Here is an 18,250-nt window from a genome sequence, read left to right on the forward strand (position 1 = left end):
GGCGGGGGGCCAGCCCCCCGCACCCCCCGATTCATCCCTGCAACGGGGACGGGGCGGCGGCAAGGCGCTGGCCCGCGCTGGCCTGCGGCGTTGCACGGCGCGGGGGTGGCGTGTATCAGGGCGGGAATTGCGAGCAGTTGAAGGACATGCGGATGCGCCGGGTTGTTGTCACGGGATTGGGGATGGTCACGCCTCTGGCCTCTGGGGTCGAGGCGACCTGGGAGCGCCTGCTGGCCGGCAAGTCGGGCGCCGGGCCGATCACGCGGTTCGATCCCAAGGACGTGGCGACGAAGTATGCCTGCGAGATACCCTTGGGCGACGGGACGGACGGCACCTTCAATCCCGATCACTGGATGGAGCCGAAGGACCGGCGCAAGGTCGATGACTTCATCCTCTACGGCATGGCCGCAGCGCAGCAGGCGGTCGAGGATGCCGGCTGGATGCCCCAGGACGAGCAAGGCCGCCTGCGGACCGGCGTGATGATCGGTTCGGGCATCGGCGGGCTGTCCTCGATCGCCGAGACCGCTGTGCTGATCAAGGAACGGGGCCCGAAGCGGGTCAGTCCTTTCTTCATTCCCGGCGCGCTGATCAACCTGGTTTCGGGTCAGGTCTCGATCCGCTACGGGTTCAAGGGGCCGAACCATGCGGTCGTGACCGCCTGTTCGACCGGCGCCCATGCGATCGGGGATGCGGCGCGGCTGATCCGCTACGGCGATGCCGATGTGATGATCGCGGGCGGCGCCGAAAGCCCGATCAGCGAGATCGGGATCGCGGGCTTCAACGCCTGCAAGGCGCTGTCCACCAGGCGCGCCGATGATCCGCAGGCCGCAAGCCGCCCCTATGACGTGGACCGCGACGGCTTCGTGATGGGCGAGGGCGCGGGCGTCGTCGTGCTGGAGGAATACGAGCACGCCCGCGCACGCGGCGCGAAGATCTATGCCGAGGTGTTGGGTTATGGCCTGTCGGGCGATGCCTATCACATCACCGCCCCGTCCGAGGATGGCGATGGCGGCTATCGCGCCATGGAGGCGGCACTGCGTTCGGCCGGGCTGACGCCGGACCGGATCGACTATATCAACGCGCATGGCACCAGCACCATGGCCGACACGATCGAACTGGGCGCAGTCGAGCGGTTGATGGGCGATCATGCGGCAAAGGCGGTCATGTCCTCGACCAAGTCCAGCATCGGGCACCTGCTGGGGGCGGCTGGCGCGGTCGAGGCGATCTTCTGCGTGCTGGCGATCCGAGACCAGATCTGCCCGCCGACGATCAACCTGGACAACCCGGCCGTCACGCCCAGGCTGGACCTGGCCGCCAATGCCGCCGTGCGCCGCAAGGTCGATGTGGCCCTGTCCAACAGCTTCGGCTTCGGCGGCACCAATGCCAGCTTGATCCTGGGGCGCGTGGCGGAATGATCTGGCGCAACCTTGCCTCGAACATGCTGACGCTGCTGCTGGTGCTGCTGGTCGCGGCAGCGGCGGCGGTGGCCTGGGCCAAGCGCGAGTTCACCGGGCCCGGCATCAGCGAGGTCGCGCAATGCGTCGAGATCCCGCCGGGCGCCAGCCTGGGCGCGGTCAGCGAACGGTTGGCGGCGCAGGGGGCGATCTCGAACGCCTATGTGTTCCGGGCGGGGGCGGATTATCTGGGCAAGGCCGGAGACCTGAAATTCGGCAGCTTTCTGATTCCTCCCCGCGCCAGCATGGAAGAGATCATCGGCGTGATCACGGCCGGCGGACCTTCGACCTGCGGGACCGAGATCGTGCTGCGGGTGGGGGTCCGCGAAACGGTCATGCTGCTGCGCGACACCAATCCTGAAACGGGCGCCTATGAGGAGGTCGCGCGTTTCAACCCCGCCGCAGACGAACGCCCCGAGGCGATCGCCGAGGCCGAGCAACGCGGCGATATCCGCATGTCGCTGGTCGTGGTCGAAGGCGTGACCAGCTGGCAGGTGGTCGAAGGGTTGAAGGCCGCGAGCTTTCTGACCGGCGAAGTGGCCGAAATCCCCGCCGAAGGCACGCTGGCGCCCGACACCTATCTGCTGTCGCAGGGCAGCGACCGCGGCGCGATCCTGGCCGAGATGGCCCGGCGGCAAGAGGCGATCCTGGCCGCCGAATGGGAGAGCCGTGCCGAGGGCCTGCCCTATGCCAATCCGCAGGAGGCGCTGATCATGGCCTCGATCGTGGAAAAGGAGACCTCGATTCCTGCCGAGCGGCCACAGGTCGCCAGCGTCTTCGTCAACCGGCTGCGGCAGGGAATGCGGTTGCAGACCGATCCGACGGTGATCTATGGCGTGACCGAAGGCCGGGGCATCCTGGATCGCGGCATCCGCCGGTCGGAACTGGAAGCGCGCACGCCCTGGAACACCTATCAGATCGACGGGCTGCCGCCGACGCCGATCGCCAATCCGGGCCGCGCCTCGATCCGGGCGGCGCTGAACCCCGACACGACGGATTACCTGTTCTTCGTGGCCGATGGAACGGGCGGACACGCCTTCAGCCGGACCCTGGCCGAGCATAACGCCGCAGTCGCACGCTGGCGCGAGATCGAGCGCCAGCGCGGCCTGCCCGCCGACAGCCCGGTTCAGACCGACCAGTAGGACTTGGAGGATTTGACATTGAGAGGCCTCGGGACCAGTCTTGCTGGCGCGGGGCCTTTTCGTTACGGCGCGGCACGGGGCTGCGGCGGGCCTTGCCGGAGGATGCTGCCATGAAGATGTCGGAGATGTTTGCGATGCTGGCCGAGAACGCCCGGACCTTTGAGGAGAGGATGAGCGCCCTGCAGGCCGAGATGGCGAAGAACAGCGAAAGCGCCATGGACTATGCCCGCCAGTGGCAGGCCAGCGCCATGCAGCGGCAGGAGGAGGTCAACCGCCAGATCCGCGAGCATATGGCCAACGCCAACGAACAGGTTCGCGAACAGTGGCAGAAGATGCAATCAGGCTGGGAGGCGCAATATGAAAGAATGCGCGCCCAAGGCGAGGAGATGCGCGCCGCCGCGATGAAGATGGCGGGCGGCAAGGACGCACACGGCCTGGCCGATTGGGCCGAGGCCTATGCCGCCCAGATGGTGGCCTTTGCCCAGAAGGTTCAGGCCGAGGCCGCCGAAGCCATCGCCAGAGCCACCGAAGCGCGTAGCAAAAAGGGCTGAAACGGGCCCTGAAGCGCGCGATTCTGCCTGGGTGTTGCGCGGGTTCGTCATGCGTGCGCCAAGGGTGTTGCGCGGATCAAGGCTTTGTTTTTGAACGTTTAATGAATGAGAGGCGTTCTCTCTCAGGTTTAGCGATTGACTCGCCGAACGGCCTGAGGTAGAAGTTCCCCATGCTGGGAGAAATGGGCAAGCGGCCAGGGGGAGACCCCTCAGGCCGCTTTTGCATTTCGAGGCTCGTGCGGACAGGACACGAGGCGGGACAGTTGCATGAACGATATGGAATGGGGCAAAGCGGGCAAACCCGCCGGACCTTTCACGGCCGCAAGGCAGTCCGGGACCGGGCCGGCCGAAGAGCTGCGCGCGGCCGGAGCACCAGTGGACGAGGACGAGATCGCCGTCGCCCGCTGGTTGTTCTGGGACTACGTCAAGGATCTGCGCCAGCATCAGGCCGAGCTTGTCTCGATCCAGGCAGACGAGATTGATCCGGCCCGGCTGAAAAAGGCGGTGGACGCGGCGCGCACGGTTCGTGACGCGATCCAGCTTCTGATGGTGGAAAGGAACAAGGTTGACAAACTTCGCAAGGAGATCGCGGGCGGGGTCGCAGGAGGCTGCCTTGACCTTGACGCCGCACGAGACGAGATCGGGCGCCGCCTGGCTTGCCTCCGCCGAGCCGGAGCAGGTTGAGGAATTCCTGGGCGGGCTGTCGGACAATGCGCTGATGGCGCTGCCTTGGCTGTTCGAGTTCTGGGCCCTGCCGCATCAATTGCCCCCCGAGGGCGACTGGAAGTCCTGGGTCATCATGGGCGGACGCGGGGCAGGCAAGACCCGGGCGGGTGCGGAATGGGTGCGGCGGATGGTCGAGGGACCATCCGCCGCTGCGCCGGGGCGCTGTCAGCGCGTCGCGCTGGTCGGTGAGACCTTCGATCAGGTGCGCGAGGTGATGATCTTCGGCGAGTCGGGCATCCTGGCCTGTTCACCGCCCGACCGCCGCCCCGTCTGGGAGGCCGGGCGCAAGCGGCTGGTCTGGGCCAATGGCGCGACCGCGACCTGCTATTCGGCGCATGAGCCCGAGGCGCTGCGGGGGCCTCAGTTCGATGCGGCCTGGGTGGACGAGCTGGCCAAGTGGAAGAAGGCCGAAGATGTCTGGGACATGCTGCAATTCGCGCTGCGTCTGGGCGAGCATCCTCAGCAGGTCATTACCACCACGCCGCGCAATGTGGGCGTGCTCAAGCGGATCCTGGGCAATGCCTCGACCGTGGTGACGCATGCGCCGACCGACGCCAACCGCGCCTATCTGGCCGAGAGCTTCCTGGCCGAGGTCGAGGCGCGTTATGGCGGCACGCGGCTGGGAAGGCAGGAGCTGGAGGGCGTGCTGCTGGACGATGTCGAGGGCGCGTTGTGGACCACCGCCATGCTGGAGGCCGCCCGTCAGGACGAGGCGCCCCGCCTGGACCGGATCGTCGTGGCTGTCGATCCGGCCGTGACCGGGGGCGCGGGCAGCGACGAATGCGGGATCGTGGTGGCGGGCGTCGAGATGCGGGGCGAGCCGCGCGACTGGCGGGCCTGGGTGCTGGAGGATGCCAGCGTCCGCGGCGGCCCGACCGACTGGGCGCGTGCCGCCATCGCCGCGATGGAGCGCCACGGCGCCGAGCGTCTGGTGGCCGAGGTCAATCAGGGCGGCGATCTGGTGGAAAGCGTGATCCGGCAGATCGACCCTCTGGTCCCGTTCCGGGCGCTGCGGGCCTCGCGCGGGAAGGGCCTGCGGGCCGAGCCGGTGGCCGCGCTCTACGAGCAGGGCCGCATCCGGCATCTGCGCGCGGGCAATCTGGGCGCGCTGGAGGACCAGATGTGCCAGATGACGGTGCGCGGCTATGAGGGGCGGGGCAGTCCCGACCGTCTGGATGCCCTGGTCTGGGCGATGCACGAGCTGATGATCGAGCCCGCCGCAAGCTGGCGGCGGCCGCAGATGCGGCGGCTTTAGCCTCGGGCAGGGTTTCGGGAAGTCCGCTGCAAAACATGATGAAGCAGGACAAGGGGCCGGGCCGCGATGGCGCCGGCCCTTTCCTTTGGCCGCATGAAGGAGGCGAGGATGGCGTTTCGATTGTTTTCACGGGAGACCAGGGGCGCGCCCGTTCCCGAAAGGAAGGCCAGCGCGACCGGCCGGGTTGTCGCCCTGGCCAGCGGATCGGGCCGGGCGGTCTGGTCGGCGCGCGATACCGGCAGCCTGACGCGGGGCGGCTTCGTCGGCAACCCGATCGGCTTTCGCAGCGTCAAGCTGATCGCGGAAGCTGCGGCGGCAGTGCCTCTGGTCTGCGAGGATCACGAGCGGCGCTATGACGCGCATCCTGTGCTGGATCTGCTGCGGCGTCCCAATCCGGGGCAGGGCCGGGCCGAACTGTTCGAGGCGTTGTTCGGGCAGCTGCTGCTGTCGGGCAACGGCTATCTGGAGGCGGTGGGCCTGGGCGCTTCGGGCTTGCCCGAAGAGCTTCATGTCCTGCGCGCGGACCGGATGAGCGTGGTGCCGGGCGAGGATGGCTGGCCGGTCGCCTATGAATACGCCGTGGGCGGGCGCAAGCATCGCTTCGACATGTCCGGCAGTCCCGATCCGATCTGCCACATCAAGAGCTTTCACCCGCAGGACGACCATTACGGCCTGTCGCCCCTGCAGGCGGCGGCGGTGGCGCTGGATGTCCATAACAGCGCCAGCGCCTGGTCCAAGGCGCTGCTGGACAATGCCGCCCGGCCCAGTGGTGCGATCGTTTACAAGGGGCTGGACGGGCAGGGCACGCTGAGCCCCGAGCAATATGACCGGCTGGTCGGCGAGATCGAGATGAACCATCAGGGCGCGCGCAATGCGGGCCGTCCGATGCTGCTTGAGGGAGGGCTGGACTGGAAGCCCATGGGTTTCAGCCCTTCGGACATGGAGTTCCACGAAACCAAGCTGTCGGCCGCGCGCGAGATCGCGCTGGCCTTCGGCGTGCCGCCCATGCTGTTGGGCATCCCGGGCGACGCGACCTATGCCAATTACGCCGAGGCGAACCGCGCCTTTTACCGGCTGACGGTGCTGCCGCTGGCGACGCGGGTCGCGGCCTCGGTCGCGTGGTGGCTGTCCGAGCATCTGGGCGCCGAAATCGAATTGCGTCCCGACCCCGATCAGGTGCCGGCTCTGGCCGAGGAGCGCAATCAGCAATGGGCGCGCGTGGCCGCTGCGACCTTCCTGACCGATGCCGAGAAGCGGGCGCTGCTGGGACTGCCGCCCCTGGAAGGGGCGTGAGGGATGGAAGGGTCGCGTTTCGTCAGGGACGGGCAGTGGCATGACCAGCGCTTCGAGGCGCAGGAGCGGATCATGGCGCTACAATTCGGGGCCGTCGAGAAGCGCCTGGAGCGGATCGAGGCGCTGATCGAGGGGCTGGAGCGGCGGCTGTGGATGACGGTTTACGGCGTCGTTGCGGTGATCCTGACACAGGCCGTCCAGGGGATACTGGATTATGTGCCGAAAGGAGGCTGAGGAAATGGTTCCGGGACTAGAGGTAAAATTCGCGGGCGGATCGCCTGTCCTGACCGAAGGTCACGTGATCGAGGGCTATGCCAGCCTGTTCGGGCTGACCGATCAGGGCGGTGACGCGGTGATGCCGGGCGCCTTTGGGGCCTCGCTGAAGCGGCTGGCCGATCGGGGCGACAAGGTGCGGATGCTGTGGCAGCACGATCCGTCCAGGCCCATCGGAGTCTGGGACGAGATCCGCGAGGATGCCAAGGGCCTGTGGGTCCGCGGCCGTCTGCTGCCCCAGGTCGCTCAGGCCCGCGAGGCGGTTGCGCTGATCGAGGCGGGCGCGATCGAGGGTCTGTCTATCGGCTATCGCACGCTGCGCGCCACCCGCGACGAGAAGGGCCGCCGGATGCTGGCCGAGGTCGAACTGTGGGAGGTATCGCTGGTGACTTTCCCGATGCTGGCCGAGGCGAAGCTGGGCCGCAAGGAGGCTTGCGATCTGTCCGAATTCGCCGCCATGCTGACCGAGGCCGCCCGCGTGTTGCGCGGCGGCTGACCATTTCGGGCCGTGCGTGCCGTGCGGCCCTTGCAGGTTCGGGCCGTTCCCAGGTGCGGCCCGTCAACAGGGGCGCCCCGTGCGGGGCCGGTCCCCATCATCCGCGATGAGGAGAAGACCATGACCGAGGCAAAGGCCGCGGGCGGCAGTGACATGCCCGCCGACCTGAAGGGGGCCATGACCGGGTTCGTCAGCGAACTCAGGGCTTTCCGTGACGATATTCAATCCCAGCTCAAAGCACAGGACGAGCGCATGACCATGATCGACCGCAAGACCGCCCTTCGCGGCCGCACCCCGCTTTCGACTTCGGCCGCGACCGAGGCGCCGCATCAGAAGGCGTTCAACGCCTATCTGCGCAGTGGCGACGATGACGGCCTGCGCGGCCTGGTCATCGAGGAAAAGAACCTGACCGTTGCCAGCGATGGCGGTTTCCTGGCGGCGCCTCGGGTGGCCGAGACGGTGCAGGCGGTGCTGCGCTCCAGCAGTTCGCTGCGGCAGATGGCCAATGTCGTGACCATCGAGAGCTCTGTCTATGAGGCGTTGGTCGAAAAGGGCGAGATGGGTGCCGGCTGGGCCACCGAGACGGCGGCGCCGGCCACGGCCTCGGCCAGCATCGAGCGCATCTCGATCCCGCTGCACGAACTCTCGGCGGTGCCGCGTGCCAGCCAGCGGCTGCTGGATGATGCGGCCTTCGATGTCGAGGCCTGGCTGGCCGAGCGCATCGCCGACCGCTTCGCCCGCGCCGAGGCCGCGGCCTTCGTGAACGGCGACGGCGTGGACAAGCCCAAGGGCATCCTGCGCTATACCACGGCGCCCGTCGCCACCGCGACCGACATGCAGGTGGGCTTTGTCAATTCGGGCGCGCTGGGCGGCTTTGCCGCAACGAACCCCGCCGATTGCCTGATCGACCTGATCTATGCGCTGGGCGCGCCCTATCGCGCCAATGCGGCCTTCCTGATGAACTCCAAGACCGCCGCCGCGGTGCGCAAGATGAAGGATGCCGATGGCCGCTTCCTGTGGACGGATGCGCTGTCGGTCGGGCAGGTGCCGCAACTGCTGGGCTATCCGGTGATGATCAGCGAGGACATGCCCGACATGGCGCCGAACGCCTTCGCCATCGCCTTCGGCGATTTCCGCGCGGCCTATACGATCGTCGAGCGACCCGACCTGCGGGTGCTGCGCGATCCGTTCAGCGCCAAGCCGCATGTGCTGTTCTATGCCACCAAGCGTGTCGGTGGTGGCGTGACCGATTTCCGCGCCCTGCGTCTGCTGCGGTTCGCCTGATCCTTCCGGGGATCGGGTGACGGGCGAGGGCGCGCTTGGGGCTGGCCGTTCCGGCTTTGCAACTGTCCGCGCGCGCTGATGGCTGGCGTGCGGGCGCGCCCTCTGCCCGAGAGAACCGAGGCGGGGCCCCTGGTGGGGCCTTGTCCTTCGAGCAACGATGCGGACGGCAGGACGGGAGGTTCGCGAGATGATGCTGATAGAGGAAACCGGGGTGCCGGCCGGGGCCTTGCCCGTCGCCGCACTTCGGTCCCATTTGCGGCTTGGCACGGGTTTCGACATGCCCGAGGACGCCGCCGAGACCGCCGCGTTGCAGGGTTTCCTGCGCGCGGCCATCGCCACGATCGAGGCGCGGACGGGCAAGGTGCTGCTGCGCCGGCGCTTTGTGATGCGGCTGGATGATTGGCGCGACAGGCTGGGGCAGTCGCTGCCCCTGGCGCCGGTTCTGGCGGTCGAGCGGATTGCGATCGAGGATGGCGCAGGGACCGAAACGGAACTGCCCCCCGAAAGCTGGCGGCTGGTGCCGGACAGCCAGCGGCCGATGATCCTGCCTGCGGGCGTGGTCTTGCCGCATGTGCCGCGCCGGGGCAGCCTGTCGGTGAGGTTCGAGGCCGGGTTCGGCGAAAGCTGGGACGAGGTGCCCTCGGATCTGGCCCATGCGGTCATCATGCTGGCTGCGCGCTATTACGAGGTGCGCCATGACGAGGCCGCCCGGCAGGCGCTGCCCTTCGGGGTCAGCGCGCTGATCGAGAAATGGCGCGCGGTCCGCACGCTGGCCGGGCGCGGCAGCCGGGAGTGGCGCTGATGCCTGTGCCTCGGCTGGATGTGGAACTGACCTTGGAGAACGGCGCGCGCATCGCCGACGGAATGGGCGGCCACCGCCTGAACTGGCAAGAGATCGGGCGGCTCTGGGCCTCGCTGCGGGCGCGGTCAGGGCGCGAAAAGGGCAGCGGCGCGGGCCTGGTCAGCGTGGTGCAGTGGCGCATCACGGTCCGCGCAGCGCCGGCCGGCGATCCACGCAGGCCGCGGCCCGGCCAGCGGTTCCGGCTGGGCGCGCGGCTTTTTCGCATCGAGGCGGTGGCCGAAGCCGATGCCGGGGGTCGCTACCTGGACTGCTTTGCCCGAGAGGAGGACAGCCAATGAGCTATGGCGCAAGCGCGGCCCTTCAGGCGGCAATCTATCAGCATCTGCGCGCCGACGATGCGCTGGCCGATCTGGTGGGGGATGCGATCTTCGACGCGATGCCGGTCGCCTCGCCCGCCGGGGTCTATGTGACGCTTGGCCCCGAAGAGGTGCGTGAGGCAGGCGACGCCACAGCACCGGGCGCGCGGCACGATTTCGTCGTCTCGGTTCTGTCGGGGCAGGATGGCGGGGCGGGTTTCGCCACGCTCAAGGCGGCGGCGGCGCGGGTGTCGGACCTCTTGGATCAGGCGCAGCTGGTGCTGGACCGGGGCCAGTTGGCGGGAATGTGGTTCCTGCGCGCCGTCGCGCGCCGGGTGGATAATGGCGCGGCGCGGCAGGTCGATCTGACCTTTCGTGCGCGCGTCGATTTGGGCTGAGGAGCAAGACCATGTCAGTGAAGAACGGGCGCGACCTGCTGATCAAGATGGACATGACGGGCGACGGTGCCTTCGAGACGGTGGCGGGTCTGCGCGCCACGCGGCTGTCCTTCAACGCCGAGACGGTGGATGTCACCAGCCTGGAAAGCGAAGGCGGCTGGCGCGAGTTGCTGGCGGGGGCGGGCGTGCGGAGCGCCTCGATCTCGGGGTCGGGGGTGTTTCGCGACGCGGCTACCGACGGCCGCGCACGGCAGGCCTTTTTCGACGGCGAGGCGCCGCGCTGTCAGGTGGTGATCCCCGATTTCGGGCGGATCGAGGGGCGGTTCCAGATCACCTCGCTGGAATATGCGGGCCGCCATAACGGCGAGGCGACCTATGAGCTTGCTCTGGCCTCGGCGGGCGCGCTGACCTTCGTGGATCTGTGATGGCAAATCCCATGCGCGGTGAGGTCGATCTGGTGATCGACGGCCAGCCCCGGCTGGCGCGCCTGACCCTGGGCGCGCTGGCCGAGCTGGAGGGCGCCCTGGCCGCGGGCAGCCTGATGGAACTGGCCGAGCGGTTCGAGACCGGGCGCGTCTCGGGGCGCGACGTGATGGCGGTTCTGGTCGCGGGCCTGCGCGGTGCGGGCTGGACGGGCCGGGCCGAGGATCTGATGGCCGCCGATATTCAGGGCGGCCCCCTGGCCGCGGCACGGGCCGCAGCGCAATTGCTGGCGCTGGCCTTTCGGGGGCCGGAATGAGCGACGGCGCGGCGCGGTTGGATTGGGCGGGGATGATGCGGGCGGGTCTGCGCGACCTGCGCCTGCATCCCGATGCCTTCTGGGCGCTGACCCCGGCAGAGCTTGCGCTGATGCTGGGGCTGAAGGCCGCCGCCCCGCCCATGACGCGCGACCGGCTGGCTGAACTTGCGCGGCTTTATCCCGACGATCCGGCCCCGACGCCGGGCGTCCCTGACACGAATATCCAGGAGGACAGCGATGCCGATGGATGAGGCACATGGCGCCGGGATCGGTGGCCTGAACGACGATCTGGCCCAGAGCGCCCGGATGGTCGCGGCCTTCGAGGGGGAATTGTCGCGTCTGCGGCAGTCGATGCTGTTCACCTCGCGCGAGATGGGCAGCCTGACCTCGGGGCTTGAGGGCGGGCTCAGGCGCGCCTTTGACGGGCTGGTCTTTGACGGTGCGCGCCTGTCGGATGCGCTGAAGGGCGTGGGCCGGGCCTTGGCCGACAGCGTCTATGCGATCGCCATGAAGCCCGTGCAGCAGGCTTTGGCCGGGGGCATGGCCACCATGCTGGGCGCGGCCTTGCCGGGGGCGATCACGCCCTTTGCCAATGGCGGCGTGTTCCAGCAGGGGCGCGTCTGGAGCGGGGGCGAGGTGATCGGCGCGCCGGCCACATTCCCGATGCGGGACGGGCTTGGCCTGATGGGCGAGGCCGGTCCCGAGGCGATCATGCCCCTGCGGCGCGGAGCGGATGGGCGGCTTGGCGTCGCGGCCGCGGGCGGGGGCGCGCGGCCCGTCCATGTAACTTTCAATATCCAGACGCCAGATGTCGCGGGCTTTCAGCGCAGCCAGTCGCAGATCGCGGCGCAGATGTCGCGGCTGATGGCCCAGGGCCAGCGCAACAGCTGAGGAGGGAACGATGGCGTTCCACGAAGTGAGATTTCCCGCCAACCTGTCCTTTGGCGCGGTGGGCGGCCCCGAGCGGCGGACCGAGATCGTGTCGCTGGCCAGTGGCCATGAAGAACGTAACACGCCCTGGGCCCATGCCCGGCGGCGCTATGATGCGGGCATGGGAGTGCGGTCGCTGGACGATCTGGCGGCGGTGGTGGCCTTCTTCGAGGCGCGCTCGGGGCAGTTGCACGGTTTTCGCTGGAAGGATTGGTCGGATTTCAAGAGTTGCCTGCCTTCGGCATCGCCCGCCTTCGGCGATCAGGTGATCGCTACAGGTGACGGCCAGACGCGAAGCTTTGCGCTGGTCAAGGCCTATGTTTCGGGTGCGCACCGCTACATGCGGCCGATCACCAAGCCCGTTGCGGGCAGCGTACGCGCGGGCATTGGCGGCGACGAGATGTTTCCGGGCACGAATTATGTCGTCGATCACCTGCGCGGCATCATCACCTTTCACCAGCCGCCCGAGGTCGGCGCCGATATCACCGCGGGCTACGAATTCGACGTGCCGGTGCGCTTCGACACCGACCGGATCGCGGTGTCGGTCTCGTCCTTTCAGGCGGGGCAGGTTCCCGACATCCCGGTGATCGAGGTGCGGGTATGAGCGCGCAGACCCTTGCCCGCGCCTGGTCGATCCGTCGGTCCGACGGAATGGTTCTGGGCTTCACCGATCACGATCGCCGCCTGCAATTCGGTGGCGTGACCTTTCGGCCCGATCACGGGCTGACGGCGCGGGCCATCAGCCAGGCAACCGGGCTTGCCGTGGACAACAGCGAGGCCGTCGGTGCCCTGAGCGACGATGCCATCACCGAAATCGACCTGTTGTCGGGCCGGTGGGACGGGGCCAGCCTGCGCATGTGGGAGGTGAACTGGCGCGATGTCAGCCAGCGTCGGCTGGTCTTTCGCGGCACGCTTGGCGAAGTCTCGCGCGCGAATGGTGCCTTCCGCGCCGAGTTGCGCGGTCTGGCTGAGCCGCTGAGCCACGCGCAGGGCCGGATCTATCATCCGCGCTGCACCGCCGAACTGGGCGACGCTTCGTGCAAGCTGCGGTTGGACAGGCCGACCTGGACGGTCGAGGTGGCAGTGCAGGGGTTACAGGATGGGCGGGTCTTTTCCATGTCCGCCTTTCCAGCCTATGATGCGAACTGGTTCGAGGGCGGCACATTGGAGGTTCTGGACGGCGCAGCCATGGGTCTGCGCGGGCGGATCAAGAACGACACCGCCCGCCCGGGCCAGCGCCGCGAGATCGAGCTTTGGGCCGGGCTTGCCATCCCCCCCGCCCCGGGGGACCGCATCAGGCTGGTCGCTGGCTGCGACAAGGCCGCCGATACCTGCCGGTTGAAGTTCTCGAACTTGCTGAATTTCCGCGGCTTTCCGCACCTGCCTCCAGAGGATTGGCTGCTCGCGCCCAAGCTGGGAGGGCGCCATGGATGAGCCGCGCGAAGTTGCCATCGCGCGCGGCTGGCTGGGCACGCCCTATGTCCATCAGGCCAGCACGCGCGGTGCGGGGGCCGATTGTCTGGGTCTGATCCGCGGCATCTGGCGCGAGATTCACGGCGCCGAGCCCGAGTCCCCGCCCCCCTATAGCGGTGACTGGGCGGAATGCGGTGGCGTCGAGGTCTTGTGGCAGGCCGCGCTGCGGCATCTGCGCCCAGTTCCTGCCGATGCGCCCCTTGCCGCGGGGCAGGTGCTGCTGTTCCGGATGCGAGAAGGCGCGATCGCCAAGCATCTGGGGCTGGTCTCGGATGCCGAGGGAACGCGCTTCATCCATGCCTATACGTCTCATGGGGTCATCGAGAGCCCGCTGACGCGGCCTTGGGCGGGCCGGATTGCGGCGCGGTTCCGTTTTCCCTGACACATCCTGTTTGCGAAGGAAGAAAACATGGCCACGATTGTCCTGTCTGCCGTTGGCGCATCGCTTGGGGCGGGGTTTGGCGGCACGGTCCTGGGCCTGTCGGGCGCGGTCCTGGGACGCGCGGCGGGCGCGCTGGCGGGCCGGGTGATCGACCAGCAATTGCTGGGCGGCGGGGCCCGCGCGGTCGAGACCGGGCGCATCGACCGGCTGCGCATCCAGGCGGCCGGTGAGGGTATGCCCATCCCGCGCGTCTGGGGACAGATGCGGATGCCGGGTCATGTCATCTGGGCCTCGCCCCTGACGGAGGTCACGCGCAGCCAGTCGGTGCGCGGCGGCAAGGGCGCGCCCCGGACGCAGGTGACCGAGGTCAGCTATCGCTTGTCGGTTGCGCTGGCGCTTTGCGAGGGGCGCATTCTCAGCGTGGGGCGGATCTGGGCGGATGGCGAGGAGATTGCGCAATCCGACCTGAACATGCGCGTCTATCGCGGAGGCGAGGCGCAGATGCCGGACCCCGCCATCGCCGCGATCGAGGGCGACGCAGCCCCCGCCTATCGGGGCACGGCCTATGTCGTGCTGGAGGATCTGAACCTTGAGCGGTGGGGCAACCGGATGCCGCAACTGAGCTTCGAGGTGACGTGCCCCGCCCGCGACGGCACCGGTGTGTCGCGCGATGTGCAGGCGGTCGCGCTGATCCCGGGAACGGGCGAATATTCGCTGGCCACCACCCCCGTCACGACCGAACTTGAACCGGGCGAGGCGCGCAGCTTCAACGTCAACACCCCGATGGGCGGGACGGATTTCCGCGCCTCGCTGGATGTGCTGGGGAGGGAATTGCCCAACGTCGGCTCGGTCTCGGTGATCGTGTCGTGGTTCGGCAGCGATCTGCGTATCGGCGAATGCCGGGTCGAGCCCAAGGTCGAATTCGCCAGCAATGACGGCACGCAGATGCCTTGGCGCGCCGGCGGCATCGACCGTTCGCAGGCGCGCGAGGTTGCGCGCGTCATGGGTCGGCCCATCTATGGCGGCACCCCCTCGGACCAATCGGTGATCGAGGCGATGCGCGCGCTGACTGCCTCGGGACGCAAGGCGATCTTCTATCCGTTCATCCTGATGGAGCAAATCGCGGGCAACGGCCTGCCGGATCCCTACGGCGCCAGCGAGCAGCCGGTCATGCCCTGGCGCGGGCGTATTACGACACGTATCGCGCCCGGCCGCCCCGGCACCACCGACCTGACGGCCGCTGCCACCGCCGAAGTGGCGGCGTTTTTCGGCATTGCGCAGCCCGGAGACTTTACTCGCGAAGGCGATCTGGTCCGGTATGACGGGCCGGACGAATGGTCCTATCGCCGCTTCATCTTGCATTACGCGCATGTCTGCGCTGCGGCGGGCAATGTCGATGCCTTCCTGATCGGCAGCGAAATGGTCGCGATGACCCAGATCCGGGGGCCGGACAACAGCTATCCGGCAGTCGCAGCCTTGCGCCAGCTTGCCGCCGATGTGCGCGGCATCCTGGGGCCGAATGTCAAGATCGGTTACGCCAGCGACTGGTCGGAATATTTCGGCCACCATCCCGGCAACGGAGAATTGTTCTTCCACCTCGATCCGCTGTGGTCGGACCCCAATATCGACTTCATCGGCATCGACAACTACATGCCTCTGTCCGACTGGCGCGATGGCGACGATCATCTGGACGCGCATTGGGGCCGCATCGACAATATCGACTACCTCAAGTCCAACATCGCCGGCGGCGAGGGTTACGACTGGTACTATGCCAGCGAGGCCGATCGCGATGCACAGATCCGCACGCCGATCACCGACGGCCTCTATGACGAGGCCTGGGTCTGGCGCTACAAGGATCTGAAAAGCTGGTGGCAGAACCTGCATTACGACCGCCCCGGTGGGGTGCGTAGCCGACAACCGACGGGCTGGGTGCCGGGCTCGAAACCCTTCTGGTTCACCGAATTCGGTTGTGCGGCGCTGGACAAGGCGACGAACCAGCCCAACAAGTTCCTGGATGCAATGAGTTCGGAAAGCCAGCTGCCCTGGTATTCCAACGGCACCCGGAACGACGCGATCCAGGCCGCCTATATCGAGGCGATGATGGCCTTCTGGAACGATCCGGCGAACAACCCCCGCATGGCGGATGGCCGCTTCATGGTCGATCCGGGCCGCGCGCATGTCTGGGCCTGGGATGCCCGCCCCTATCCCGCCTTCCCTGGGCGGCGCGACCTGTGGTCGGATGGTCCGGCCTGGGATCGTGGCCATTGGCTGAACGGTCGGGCAGGGGCGGTGACGCTGCGCGCGGTCGTGGGCGATCTGTGCCGGGCCGCCGGAGTGGCGGCCTGGGATGCGTCGCGCCTGTCGGGCGTGGTGCGCGGCTATGCGCTGACCGGGCAGGAAAGCGGGCGTGCGGCCTTGCAGCCTCTGATGCTGGCCTATGGTTTCGATGCAGTCGAGCGCGATGGCGTCCTGACCTTCGTGATGCGCGACGGGTTGGCCAGGGTGCGGCTGGGGCCTGACGATCTGGCGGTCGCGGGCGATCTGTCAGGCTTCGAGGCGACCCGCGCGCCCGAGGCCACGGTTGCAGGTCGCGTCAGGCTGAGCCATGTCGAGGCGGGCGCCGATTATGCCGTCGCTGCCGCCGAAGCCGTGGGCGTGGGTTCGGCCCGCCGCTCGGTTGCCGAGACCGAGTTCCAGATGGTCCTGACGCGCCCGGAGGGCCGCGCCATCGCCGATCGCTGGCTGGCCGAGGCCGAGGTCGCGCGCGACACCGCGCGATTTGCGCTGCCGCCTTCTCGGGTCGATCTGGCACCGGGTGATGTGGTGATCGTCGAACGTCCCGGGCTGCCCGACAGTCGCTGGCGGATCGACCGGGCCGAGCGGGCGGGCGTCATCACACTGGAGGCTGTGCGCGTCGATCCGGGGCTATACCGCCCGGCGATCAGCCACCAGGAACAGGGCAGTATCCGGCGCTACCAGCCGCCCATGCCTGTCCGTCCGGTCTTTCTGGACCTGCCGTTGCTGCGCGGAAACGAGGTGCCTCATGCGCCCTGGCTGGCCGTCTCGGCGCATCCTTGGCCAGGGACGGTCGCAGCCTGGGTTTCGGATGATCCGGATGGCGGTTTCGACAGAAACCTGCTGCTGGACCGTCGCTCGCTGATCGGGCGCACGCTGACGCCGCTTGCGCGTGCCAGGCCGGGTGTGCTGGATCGCGGGCCGGGGCTGCGGCTGCGTCTTGCCAACGACCCGATCGCGTCCGTCACAATGCGGGCGCTGCTGGCAGGGGCAAATGCGCTGGCGATCGGGGATGGCAGCCTCGAACGGTGGGAAGTGATGCAATTCGCTCGCGCGGAACTGGTCGCCCCCAATATATGGGAGATCAGCCTGCGCCTGCGCGGGCAGGCCGGGACCGACGCGATGATGCCCGATGTCTGGCCCGTCGGCAGCACGGTCGTGATGCTGGATGGTGGTCCTCGTCAGGTCGATCTGCCGCCCTCGGCCCGCGGGCAGGAGCGGTTCTGGAGAATCGGGCCCGCGCTGAGATCGCCCGACGATCCCAGCTATCGCAGCCTCGGCACCGTGGTTCGGGGGATCGGTCTCAGACCCTATGCCCCCTGCCATCTGCGGCTTGAAGGCCGAAGCCTGTCCTGGGTCCGGCGCAGTCGCATCGAGGGCGACGGCTGGGACGGTCCCGACATCCCGCTTGGCGAGGAGCAGGAACGCTACCTCTGTCAGGTCATCCAGAACGGCCAGACGCGCCTTGATGTGACGGTCGGCGCTCCGCAGCATGACCTGCCGCAGGCGCTTTTGACCGAATTGATGCAAGCCGGAGCCTTCACGGTGCGCGTCGCGCAATTGTCGCAGACCTTCGGGCGCGGCCTCTTTGTCAGGAGAGATTTCAATGTCCAGTGAAACCGCCCGTCTTCAGATGCCCCTGCTGCAACCCGCTCAGGCGCAGAAACATGTCACAGTGAACGAAGCGTTGATGCGGCTGGATGCCAGCGTCAATCTGGTGATCCAGAGCGTCTCGCAGGTCATCCCGCCGCTGGCCGTTCTGGATGGGCAATGCTGGAGCGTGCCCGCGCAGGCCGAGGGCGCCTGGGCCGGGCAGGGCGGAAGGCTGGCCATCGGGTCGAATGGCGGCTGGGTCTTTCTGCCGCCGCGTGCAGGGATGCGGGCCTTCGTGGCAGATCGCGGCCTGCCCGCCATCCATGACGGGACTGACTGGGTCGTCGGCGGGTTGAGCCTTTCCGTCAGCGGCGCAGGGATGATGGCCGGCATGGCCGAGGAGGATGTCGCGATCACCACAGGCAAACAGATTACCACGCAGCTTTTCATCCCCTCGGGCGCAATGGTCATCGGGGCGGTGGCGCGGGTCACATCGGCGCTGTCGGGCACGCTGACGAGCTGGCGCATGGGCACGGCGGGAGCGACGAACCGCTTCGGTCAGGGCCTGGGCAAGGCCGAGGGGTCTTTTGCACGCGGAATGCTTGGGTCACCGATGACCTATTACGCGCCCGAGCCCCTGTTGCTGACGGCCGAGGGCGGCGATTTCGCGACCGGGCGCGTGCGTGTGTCGGTTCATTGGTGGGAGCTGCGCTTGCCGCGTTAGGTTGCGGCTTTGGCCCGCCCGCTTTTCCTGACCTGCAAGATGCGTTAGTCAGGACAGGAACATGATCGGGTGGGCCAGGAATGA

The 18,250-nt window shown here is 68.0% G+C and carries 21 protein-coding genes; all 21 read left to right on the forward strand.

The genetic code is table 11. The features are described 5' to 3' along the window. The first annotated feature begins 152 nt into the window (after positions 1–152). Positions 153–1,415: a beta-ketoacyl-ACP synthase II gene (gene fabF / locus KY389_RS03215; protein ID WP_219829351.1), complete on the forward strand. Its 1,263-nt coding sequence runs from the start codon at positions 153–155 to the stop codon at positions 1,413–1,415. Then, positions 1,415–2,596 carry an endolytic transglycosylase MltG gene (mltG, locus tag KY389_RS03220; protein ID WP_219829413.1) on the forward strand — a complete coding sequence of 394 codons (1,182 nt, stop codon included), beginning with the start codon at positions 1,415–1,417 and terminating at the stop codon, positions 2,594–2,596. The genes fabF and mltG overlap by 1 nt, the downstream gene beginning before the upstream one ends. Positions 2,597–2,706: 110 nt before the next feature. Further along, on the forward strand, positions 2,707–3,147 hold the full coding sequence (locus KY389_RS03225; protein ID WP_219829352.1) for a hypothetical protein: 441 nt from the start codon (positions 2,707–2,709) through the stop codon (positions 3,145–3,147). Between the two features lie 267 nt (positions 3,148–3,414). After that, positions 3,415–3,831: a permease gene (locus KY389_RS03230; RefSeq protein WP_246587910.1), complete on the forward strand. Its 417-nt coding sequence runs from the start codon at positions 3,415–3,417 to the stop codon at positions 3,829–3,831. Beyond that, entirely contained in the window at positions 3,761–5,128 is a 1,368-nt protein-coding gene (locus tag KY389_RS03235; RefSeq protein WP_219829353.1) for a terminase large subunit domain-containing protein, read from the forward strand. Before KY389_RS03230 ends, KY389_RS03235 begins: the two co-directional genes overlap by 71 nt. A gap of 108 nt (positions 5,129–5,236) precedes the next feature. Continuing rightward, complete coding sequence (locus tag KY389_RS03240) at positions 5,237–6,421, forward strand: phage portal protein (RefSeq protein ID WP_219829354.1); 1,185 nt, start codon at positions 5,237–5,239, stop codon at positions 6,419–6,421. 3 nt (positions 6,422–6,424) lie between these two features. Beyond that, the gene (locus KY389_RS03245) at positions 6,425–6,655 is read left to right on the forward strand and encodes a GTA head formation protein, RCAP_rcc01685 family (RefSeq protein ID WP_219829355.1); all 231 of its coding nucleotides are present in this window, start codon (positions 6,425–6,427) and stop codon (positions 6,653–6,655) included. 4 nt (positions 6,656–6,659) lie between these two features. Continuing rightward, the gene (locus KY389_RS03250) at positions 6,660–7,190 is read left to right on the forward strand and encodes an HK97 family phage prohead protease (protein ID WP_246587911.1); all 531 of its coding nucleotides are present in this window, start codon (positions 6,660–6,662) and stop codon (positions 7,188–7,190) included. Positions 7,191–7,310: 120 nt separating this feature from the next. Continuing rightward, on the forward strand, positions 7,311–8,474 hold the full coding sequence (locus KY389_RS03255) for a phage major capsid protein (RefSeq protein ID WP_219829357.1): 1,164 nt from the start codon (positions 7,311–7,313) through the stop codon (positions 8,472–8,474). Between the two features lie 187 nt (positions 8,475–8,661). Then, entirely contained in the window at positions 8,662–9,276 is a 615-nt protein-coding gene (locus tag KY389_RS03260) for a head-tail connector protein (protein WP_219829358.1), read from the forward strand. Further along, positions 9,276–9,614, forward strand: coding sequence for a head-tail adaptor protein (locus KY389_RS03265; protein WP_219829360.1), 339 nt, complete (start codon positions 9,276–9,278; stop codon positions 9,612–9,614). The genes KY389_RS03260 and KY389_RS03265 overlap by 1 nt, the downstream gene beginning before the upstream one ends. Then, on the forward strand, positions 9,611–10,030 hold the full coding sequence (locus KY389_RS03270) for a DUF3168 domain-containing protein (protein ID WP_219829362.1): 420 nt from the start codon (positions 9,611–9,613) through the stop codon (positions 10,028–10,030). Before KY389_RS03265 ends, KY389_RS03270 begins: the two co-directional genes overlap by 4 nt. A gap of 11 nt (positions 10,031–10,041) precedes the next feature. Next, positions 10,042–10,455 carry a phage major tail protein, TP901-1 family gene (locus tag KY389_RS03275; RefSeq protein ID WP_219829364.1) on the forward strand — a complete coding sequence of 138 codons (414 nt, stop codon included), beginning with the start codon at positions 10,042–10,044 and terminating at the stop codon, positions 10,453–10,455. Beyond that, entirely contained in the window at positions 10,455–10,769 is a 315-nt protein-coding gene (locus KY389_RS03280) for a gene transfer agent family protein (RefSeq protein ID WP_219829365.1), read from the forward strand. Before KY389_RS03275 ends, KY389_RS03280 begins: the two co-directional genes overlap by 1 nt. Further along, a complete protein-coding gene (locus KY389_RS03285; RefSeq protein WP_219829366.1) occupies positions 10,766–11,020 on the forward strand; it encodes a rcc01693 family protein in 255 nt (84 codons plus the stop codon). The genes KY389_RS03280 and KY389_RS03285 overlap by 4 nt, the downstream gene beginning before the upstream one ends. Next, positions 11,007–11,660: a phage tail tape measure protein gene (locus KY389_RS03290; RefSeq protein ID WP_219829368.1), complete on the forward strand. Its 654-nt coding sequence runs from the start codon at positions 11,007–11,009 to the stop codon at positions 11,658–11,660. Before KY389_RS03285 ends, KY389_RS03290 begins: the two co-directional genes overlap by 14 nt. Positions 11,661–11,670: 10 nt before the next feature. Then, on the forward strand, positions 11,671–12,303 hold the full coding sequence (locus tag KY389_RS03295; protein ID WP_219829370.1) for a DUF2460 domain-containing protein: 633 nt from the start codon (positions 11,671–11,673) through the stop codon (positions 12,301–12,303). Continuing rightward, entirely contained in the window at positions 12,300–13,133 is an 834-nt protein-coding gene (locus tag KY389_RS03300) for a DUF2163 domain-containing protein (protein WP_219829371.1), read from the forward strand. Before KY389_RS03295 ends, KY389_RS03300 begins: the two co-directional genes overlap by 4 nt. Beyond that, entirely contained in the window at positions 13,126–13,554 is a 429-nt protein-coding gene (locus KY389_RS03305) for an NlpC/P60 family protein (RefSeq protein WP_219829373.1), read from the forward strand. Before KY389_RS03300 ends, KY389_RS03305 begins: the two co-directional genes overlap by 8 nt. Positions 13,555–13,581: 27 nt before the next feature. After that, entirely contained in the window at positions 13,582–17,466 is a 3,885-nt protein-coding gene (locus KY389_RS03310; protein ID WP_219829374.1) for a baseplate multidomain protein megatron, read from the forward strand. Next, positions 17,456–18,166, forward strand: a complete 711-nt coding sequence (locus tag KY389_RS03315) for a DUF2793 domain-containing protein (RefSeq protein ID WP_219829376.1) — start codon at positions 17,456–17,458, stop codon at positions 18,164–18,166. Before KY389_RS03310 ends, KY389_RS03315 begins: the two co-directional genes overlap by 11 nt. The last annotated feature ends 84 nt before the right edge of the window (positions 18,167–18,250 follow it).

Origin of the sequence: Paracoccus bogoriensis, from assembly GCF_019431455.1 — a bacterium.
GTDB lineage: Bacteria > Pseudomonadota > Alphaproteobacteria > Rhodobacterales > Rhodobacteraceae > Paracoccus > Paracoccus bogoriensis.